This is a genomic window from Shigella sp. FC1544 (genome assembly GCF_001722145.1).
In the GTDB taxonomy this organism is placed as follows: domain Bacteria; phylum Pseudomonadota; class Gammaproteobacteria; order Enterobacterales; family Enterobacteriaceae; genus Escherichia; species Escherichia coli.
The window spans coordinates 1-211 of sequence record NZ_MECT01000544.1 but is presented as its reverse complement, the minus strand read 5'-3'; the positions used below and the strand labels follow the sequence as shown (position 1 = coordinate 211).

Sequence of the window (211 nt, the reverse complement as noted above, 5' to 3'; positions counted from 1 at the left end):
TCCTGCTCCGCTACTGAAGGCGTGGTGCGTAACGGCAAAAGCACTGCCGGACATCAGCGCTATCTCTGCTCTCATTGCCGTAAAACATGGCAACTACACGTTCACTTACACCGCCTCTCAGCCCGGTACGCACCAGAAAATCATTGATATGGCCATGAATGGCGTCGGATGTCGCGCCAGTGCACGCATTATGGGCGTTGGCCTCAACACG

Annotated in this window: 1 protein-coding gene and 1 pseudogene; both read left to right on the top strand. The window is 55.5% G+C overall.

The features are described from left to right. Window positions 1-81, top strand: a pseudogene (locus BGK49_RS31765) (IS1 family transposase); the annotation flags it as partial. Continuing rightward, window positions 44-211, top strand: a 168-nt coding sequence (locus tag BGK49_RS19660) for an IS1-like element transposase (protein ID WP_458694272.1), incomplete at its 3' end; no start/stop codon positions are given. The pseudogene BGK49_RS31765 and the gene BGK49_RS19660, both read left to right, overlap by 38 nt.